Origin of the sequence: Caulobacter sp. (genome assembly GCF_035254145.1) — a bacterium.
Lineage (GTDB): Bacteria > Pseudomonadota > Alphaproteobacteria > Caulobacterales > Caulobacteraceae > Caulobacter.
Window position 1 is genome coordinate 1 of the sequence record NZ_DATFAV010000143.1, and the last position, 5658, is coordinate 5658.

The 5658-nt window shown below is 67.7% G+C and carries 9 protein-coding genes; 4 read left to right on the top strand and 5 right to left on the bottom strand.

Annotated features, from left to right (window positions below; all coding sequences use genetic code 11):
• Nucleotides 1–127: 127 nt before the first annotated feature.
• Both cdd and VJ655_RS08570 read right to left on the bottom strand, forming a co-directional pair.
• On the bottom strand, nucleotides 128–556 hold the full coding sequence (cdd, locus tag VJ655_RS08565) for a cytidine deaminase (protein WP_324110647.1): 429 nt from the start codon (nucleotides 554–556) through the stop codon (nucleotides 128–130).
• Between the two features lie 99 nt (nucleotides 557–655).
• Nucleotides 656–931 carry a BolA family protein gene (locus VJ655_RS08570; RefSeq protein WP_324110655.1) on the bottom strand — a complete coding sequence of 92 codons (276 nt, stop codon included), beginning with the start codon at nucleotides 929–931 and terminating at the stop codon, nucleotides 656–658.
• Nucleotides 932–987: 56 nt separating this feature from the next.
• Between VJ655_RS08570 and VJ655_RS08575 the strand changes: the two genes are divergently transcribed.
• On the top strand, nucleotides 988–1638 hold the full coding sequence (locus tag VJ655_RS08575) for a J domain-containing protein (RefSeq protein WP_324110648.1): 651 nt from the start codon (nucleotides 988–990) through the stop codon (nucleotides 1636–1638).
• A gap of 14 nt (nucleotides 1639–1652) precedes the next feature.
• Here VJ655_RS08575 and VJ655_RS08580 read toward each other — a convergent pair whose 3' ends face one another.
• On the bottom strand, nucleotides 1653–2126 hold the full coding sequence (locus VJ655_RS08580; protein ID WP_324110649.1) for a nuclear transport factor 2 family protein: 474 nt from the start codon (nucleotides 2124–2126) through the stop codon (nucleotides 1653–1655).
• Nucleotides 2127–2319: 193 nt separating this feature from the next.
• Between VJ655_RS08580 and VJ655_RS08585 the strand changes: the two genes are divergently transcribed.
• On the top strand, nucleotides 2320–2760 hold the full coding sequence (locus VJ655_RS08585) for a hypothetical protein (RefSeq protein ID WP_324110650.1): 441 nt from the start codon (nucleotides 2320–2322) through the stop codon (nucleotides 2758–2760).
• Here the strand turns inward: VJ655_RS08585 and VJ655_RS08590 are convergent.
• Entirely contained in the window at nucleotides 2729–3448 is a 720-nt protein-coding gene (locus VJ655_RS08590; RefSeq protein ID WP_324110651.1) for a phosphatase PAP2 family protein, read from the bottom strand. The genes VJ655_RS08585 and VJ655_RS08590 overlap by 32 nt on opposite strands.
• Nucleotides 3449–3595: 147 nt before the next feature.
• Between VJ655_RS08590 and VJ655_RS08595 the strand changes: the two genes are divergently transcribed.
• Both VJ655_RS08595 and cobS read left to right on the top strand, forming a co-directional pair.
• Complete coding sequence (locus VJ655_RS08595) at nucleotides 3596–3982, top strand: RcnB family protein (RefSeq protein WP_324110652.1); 387 nt, start codon at nucleotides 3596–3598, stop codon at nucleotides 3980–3982.
• Between the two features lie 76 nt (nucleotides 3983–4058).
• Nucleotides 4059–5069 (top strand): cobaltochelatase subunit CobS, encoded by a 1011-nt coding sequence (cobS, locus tag VJ655_RS08600; RefSeq protein ID WP_324110653.1) that lies wholly within the window; start codon nucleotides 4059–4061, stop codon nucleotides 5067–5069.
• 63 nt (nucleotides 5070–5132) lie between these two features.
• On the opposite strand, the gene VJ655_RS08605 is transcribed toward cobS, so the two are convergent.
• Nucleotides 5133–5399: a HigA family addiction module antitoxin gene (locus tag VJ655_RS08605; protein WP_324110654.1), complete on the bottom strand. Its 267-nt coding sequence runs from the start codon at nucleotides 5397–5399 to the stop codon at nucleotides 5133–5135.
• Nucleotides 5400–5658: the final 259 nt, after the last annotated feature.

The following is a 5658-nucleotide window of genomic DNA, read 5'->3' on the forward strand; positions in this document are numbered from 1 at the left end:
GGACTCACCAGTCCCGGAACGATGGGTCCTGGGCACAAGGCCCAGGAAGGCGGCGTTAGGTCTGGGTCGATCAGCGCGCGCCTGACCCCGTCTGGCGGCTTGAGATCCGGTTAGCGAAGAACTCGGCTCAGTCCAGGTCGCGCGGGCCGAACGCTTCGGGCAGCAGGGTCCAGAAGGCGACGCGCTCGGCCGGGGCCCCGCCCCGCACCGAGACGATCTCGCAGGTCTCGCCGGCGAACTCGGCGATGCGCTGGCGGCAGGCTCCGCAGGGCTGGACCACCGCGTCGGTGCCGGCGGCGATCAGCACCTTGGCGATGCGGCGCGAGCCTCCGGCCGTGATCATCGCCCCGATCGCCGTCTGCTCGGCGCAGGTGCCGGACGGATAGGCGGCGTTCTCGACATTGACGCCATAGTGCGCGCGCCCCTCGTCGTCGATCACCGCCGCGGCCACCGTGAAATTCGAATAGCGCGCATAGGCGTTGGACAGCAGTCCGGGCAGAACCCGCGCGGCTTCTTGTTCAAGGGAGTCCGAAGAGGAGGTGACGTCGGCGCTCATGCTCTTCCTGCCTGCCGGCCAAGGTCGCGCCGGGGAGAGAGGCAATCAGTCGCGGCGCACGGGCGCAAGCGCAAAATCGCGCTCGGCCGGCCTCTCGGCTCAGGCCTCGCCGGGCGCCGTCGCCACGATGGAAAGCGCGTGCACGGGTCCCGCCAGTTCGTCGGCCAGCACGCTCATCACCATGCGCTGGCGCATCACCCGCGCCTTGCCGGAAAAGGCCTGCGCCTCGATTCTCAGCGTGAAATGGCTCTCGCCCGATCCGCTGTGGCCGGCATGACCCCGATGGCGGTCGCTGTCGTCGACCAATTCCAGCCGCGAGGGCGAAAACGCGGCCTCGAGCTTGCCGCGAATAGCTTCCGTGACGGCGCCCATGATGCGACTCCCGCTTGTCAATCCTTGAACGGAAATAGCGCGGGCTTACTCTAAGCGCCATGAGCCGGCCGTTCGAGTACCGTCCCAAATTCTTCGATATCCGGGTGCGCCCTCCCAAGCCGGGCGAGGACGACCCGGTCGAGGATGTCCTGCGCCTCAAGCCCGGCGAAAAGCGCTGCGACCATCCCGACTGCCGCCTGCCCGGCTCGGCCAGGGCGCCGAAGTCGCGCGACATGCCCAACCAGCACTATTGGTTCTGCCAGCAGCACGCGGCCGAATACAACAGGAACTGGAACTTCTACGCCGGCATGAGCGAGGCGCAGATCCGCGCCGAGCAGGAGATCGAGCGCCAGACCGGCGGCCGCCCCACCTGGAGCTTCAAGGCCGACGCCCGCTCGCGCGAGGCCGCCGCCCAGGCGGCCCGTGACGCCCGCGCCTTCGCCGATCCGTTCGGTATCTTCCGGGCCCAGCAGCGCCGGGCCGAGTCCCAGCGCACGGCCGCCGAGCGCGGCCTGGGCAAGCTGGAACGCCAAGCCCTGGCCGACCTCGACCTGGAGGCCGGCGTCGACGGCGCGGCGATCAAGGCCAAGTACAAGGAACTGCTCAAGCGCTGCCACCCCGACGCCAACGGCGGCGACCGCAGCGCCGAGCACAAGCTGCAGCGGGTCATCAAGGCCTATAAGCAGCTGCAGAAGTCTGGGCTGGTCTAGGGCTACGCTCCGCCCTACGGAACGGGGGCGTGGTCGATGCTGAAGGTGCGGGCCATACGCCATTGGCCGTCGTCGCCCAGCTTCCACAGGATCGAGAACCGGGCCTTGCCCGCCAGACGTTCTGGGCCGTCGCCCTTCCGCTCGTAGAAGAGGTGGGTTCCTTCCTCGACCGCGCCAAAGCCCGGAATGGCGTAGACCCGCAAGGTATCCGGCTTCAGCTCGCGACGTGATCGCCACGCGTCCGGCGCGCGCTTGGCCTCGCAGCTCTTGGCGTAGTCGGCGACAAAGGCGTCGTGATCCATCCGACCGCCTTTGTCGTGATAGAACTCCATGTCCTCCGTCACCATGCCCTTCAAGGCGGCGGGGTCGCATTGGACGAACATCACGTCGAACAGCGCCGCGTCCCGCGCGGCGATGGCCGGGATGAGGACAGGCGGCGGCGGGACCTCGGACAGGACCAGCGCGGCGAGCAGGACGAAAGGCGGCATGGGCGGCTCCAAGGCTTGCTTGGAGACTGGATCGCGCGCGAAAGCCTGTCCCGTGAATTCGAGGCCATGAACGGCCGCCCGCCAAGCCCCCGGCGCTTCGCCTTCCGCCGAGACCCGCGTCCGCTCCCTTGCGGCGCAAGGGACGAATGGGCCATTGTCGCGCGCCGGCACGCGGCGGGCGGGGACCTCTTTGATGACCGAAAGCGATCCGGAGTGGCGAGCGCCTTCCCAAGCGCCGACGCCGGTGACGCCGGTGCCGTTCGGCAAGCCGTGGAGCATCTGGGCGTGGGGCGGGCTGCTGTCCACCGCGGGCCTGGCCTTGGCGGTCGCGCCCCATGCGGTCCTTGACCTGCTGAACGCGCCGATGGCGCCGTCCGGCCTGCCGTGGGTGCGGTTCGCCGGCCTGCTGCTGCTGGCCTACGCCATGGGCTATCACGTGGCGGGCTGGACCGGACAGCGCACCTATATGCGCGCCTCCGTCGTCCTGCGGGTGCTGTCGCTGGTGGTGCTGGGCGCGTTCGTTCTGGCGGACTGGCTGCCCAAGGCCTGGCTGGCGGTGGGCCTGGCCGATTTCGCCGGCGCGGTCTGGACGACGCTGGAGCTCAGGTGGCGTCCGAAGCCGAAGACAACGTGAAGCGGCGCTGAATGAGGTAGGCCGCCAGCCAGCAGGCCATCGACCAGGCCGCCCCCACGCACCACCCGGCCAGCACGTCGCTGGCCCAGTGCACGCCGAGATAGACGCGGCTGGCCCCCACCAGCAGGCTGACCAGCACCGCCGCGCTCATCGCCAGCACCTTGACCCGCCGCCGATCGGCGAACCGGGCCGCCAGCACCCCCAGGGTCAGGAACACCACGGCCGACAGCATGGCGTGGCCCGAGGGAAAGCTGGCGTTGAGCGCCTCGACCGCCCGGTAGGCCATCTCCGGCCGCTCGCGCCCGAACAGCCGCTTCAGACCCTGGCTGATCATCAGACCCCCGCCGGCGCCGGCCAGCAGCAAGACGCCCTCGGCCCAGCGGCGCAAGGACGCCAGCAGGGCGAAGGCCAGCAGAATCAGAAGGCCCAGCACCGTTACCGAGCCCAGGGCGGTGATGTCGGTCGCCGCGATGTGCAGCCACTCCGGCCCGACGAGGGTTCCTGGCCGTCCCTCGACCCGCAGCGTGTTGAGCACCGCCAGGTCCAAGGCGTGGGTCTCGCCCTCGGCGACCTCGTCGGCGATGGCCAGGAAGCCCATGCCGCCCAGGGCGGCGATCAGCAGGGCCGAGGTCGCGCCGATCTCGCGACGGGCCGCGGTCAGAAGTCTCGGAAAGTCCAGGCGAAACAACGGAAAGACCTCGTCAAAGACAGTTCAAGATGGCCGAACTCTTACAATATTTCTCTTTTGAAACATGAACTTAAGCCGAACAGGACCGTTCATGCCAGGACCATGTCGAGCCGTTTAAGACTCGCATCCTCGACAAAGGAGACTGACATGAAACGCATTCTGACCGCTTCGGTCGCCGTTCTGATGCTGGCCAGCGGCGCGGGCGCCGCCTCGGCCCAAGACTGGCGCAACGACCACAACAACAACGGCCGCTATGACAGCCGCGACCGCGCCTATGAGCAGGGCCGCCGCGACCAGGCCCGTCACGAGGCCCGCCAGGATCGCCGAGAGGATCGCCGGGAGTATCGCCGCTGGGTCAAGGGCCAGCGTCTGGACGCCCGTTATCGCGGCAATGGCTACTATGTCAGCGACTGGCGCCGCCATGGCCTGCGCGCCCCGCCGCGCGGCTATCGCTGGCAGAAGGTCGACGACCAATATGTGCTGGCCGCCGTCGCCACCGGCCTGATCGCCGCGGTGATCCTGGCCAATCACTAAAAAAGTGGGCCTGGAGGGGGCGTCGCGATGCGGCGCCCTCTTCCCTCCCCCTGGGTCAAGGCGCTAATCCGGTGACATGCCCGAGTTCGCCGAAAACAGCTCCGCCCAAGATCCGCTGATCACCCTGGTCCCCGACAAGTGGGTGACGCTGCGTGACGCATTCGGCGTCGACAGCGACATGAAGGTCCCGGCCTTCAGCCATCGCGACCCGCACGTGCCGGAGATCGACAGCGCCTATCGCTTCGATCCGCAGACGACCAAGGCCATCTGCGCCGGCTTCGCCAAGGACCGCCGCGTCATGGTCCAGGGCTATCACGGCACCGGGAAGTCGACCCACATCGAGCAGATCGCCGCGCGCCTGAACTGGCCGCTGGTCCGTGTGAACCTGGACAGCCACGTCTCGCGCATCGACCTCGTGGGCAAGGACGCCATCGTCCTGAAGGAAGGCAAGCAGGTCACCGAATTCCGCGAGGGCATCCTGCCCTGGGCCCTGCAACGCCCGATCGCCCTGGTGTTCGACGAATACGACGCCGGTCGCCCGGACGTGATGTTCGTGATTCAGCGCGTGCTGGAAGCCGGCGGCAAGCTGACCCTGCTGGACCAGAACCGCGTCATCCGCGCCAATCCGTATTTCCGGCTGTTCGCCACGACCAACACCATCGGTCTGGGCGACACCACCGGCCTCTATCACGGCACCCAGCAGATCAACCAAGGCCAGATGGACCGCTGGTCGATCGTCACGACGCTGAACTACCTCGAGCACGACGTCGAGGCGGCGATCGTGCTGGCCAAGAACCCGTCCTACGACACGACGGAGGGCAGGCGCACGATCTCGGCCATGGTCCGCGTCGCCGACATGACCCGCAACGCCTTCATGAACGGCGACATCTCGACCGTCATGAGCCCGCGTACGGTGATCACCTGGGCCCAGAACGCCGAGATCTTCGACCACGACGTGGCCCTGGCCTTCCGCCTGACCTTCCTGAACAAGTGCGACGAACTGGAACGCCCGACCGTGGCCGAGTTCTTCCAGCGCGCCTTCGGGACGGACCTGCCGGAAAGCGCGGCGCGGGTGAAGGTGGCTTAGGGGATCACGCCGCCCGTGGCGCGATCTTGTCGAGCTCCGCGCCCATCTTTCGGCGCTGCTCCATCAGGTCGTAATCCATCTGGAGGCTGAGCCAGAAGCCTGCCGATAGGCCCCAGTAGCGTGCAGCCGCAGGTCGGTGTCGGCGGTCACGGCTTGCTTGCCCAGGACGATCTCATTGATGCGGCGCGGCGGCACGCCGATCGCCTTGGCCAAGGCGGTCTGGCTCATGCCGATCGGCTTGAGGAAGTCTTCCAGCAGGATGTCGCCCGGCGTGGGGTTAGGCAGCCATTCGGCCGGCCGGGTCTCAATGGTCGTCGCCGATCTCGACATCTTCGGCCTCCGCTCACCACCGCATAGATTGCATCACGATCCGCGCGGCTTTCAATGTCAACCTGTGCCATCTTCCTACAAGACACGCTGCGGAACCGCCTTTACTGGCGGCCCGTTCGATCCAAGCCCTTGTGGCCGTGACGCTTTTGGAGAGTCCCCATGACCGACATCACCTACATCATCGTCGAGCACGACGGCGGCTGGGCCTACAAGGTGGGTGACACCTTCTCCGAGACCTTCCCGAGCCACGAGGCGGCGC

Coding starts and splice junctions, on each gene's coding strand:
- VJ655_RS08585 (WP_324110650.1), top strand. CDS start 2,320: ATGACCGAAAGCGATCCGGAGTGGCGAGCGCCTTCCCAAGCGCCGACG.
- VJ655_RS08595 (WP_324110652.1), top strand. CDS start 3,596: ATGAAACGCATTCTGACCGCTTCGGTCGCCGTTCTGATGCTGGCCAGC.
- cdd (WP_324110647.1), bottom strand. CDS start 556: ATGAGCGCCGACGTCACCTCCTCTTCGGACTCCCTTGAACAAGAAGCC.
- VJ655_RS08580 (WP_324110649.1), bottom strand. CDS start 2,126: ATGCCGCCTTTCGTCCTGCTCGCCGCGCTGGTCCTGTCCGAGGTCCCG.
- cobS (WP_324110653.1), top strand. CDS start 4,059: ATGCCCGAGTTCGCCGAAAACAGCTCCGCCCAAGATCCGCTGATCACC.
- VJ655_RS08575 (WP_324110648.1), top strand. CDS start 988: ATGAGCCGGCCGTTCGAGTACCGTCCCAAATTCTTCGATATCCGGGTG.
- VJ655_RS08605 (WP_324110654.1), bottom strand. CDS start 5,399: ATGTCGAGATCGGCGACGACCATTGAGACCCGGCCGGCCGAATGGCTG.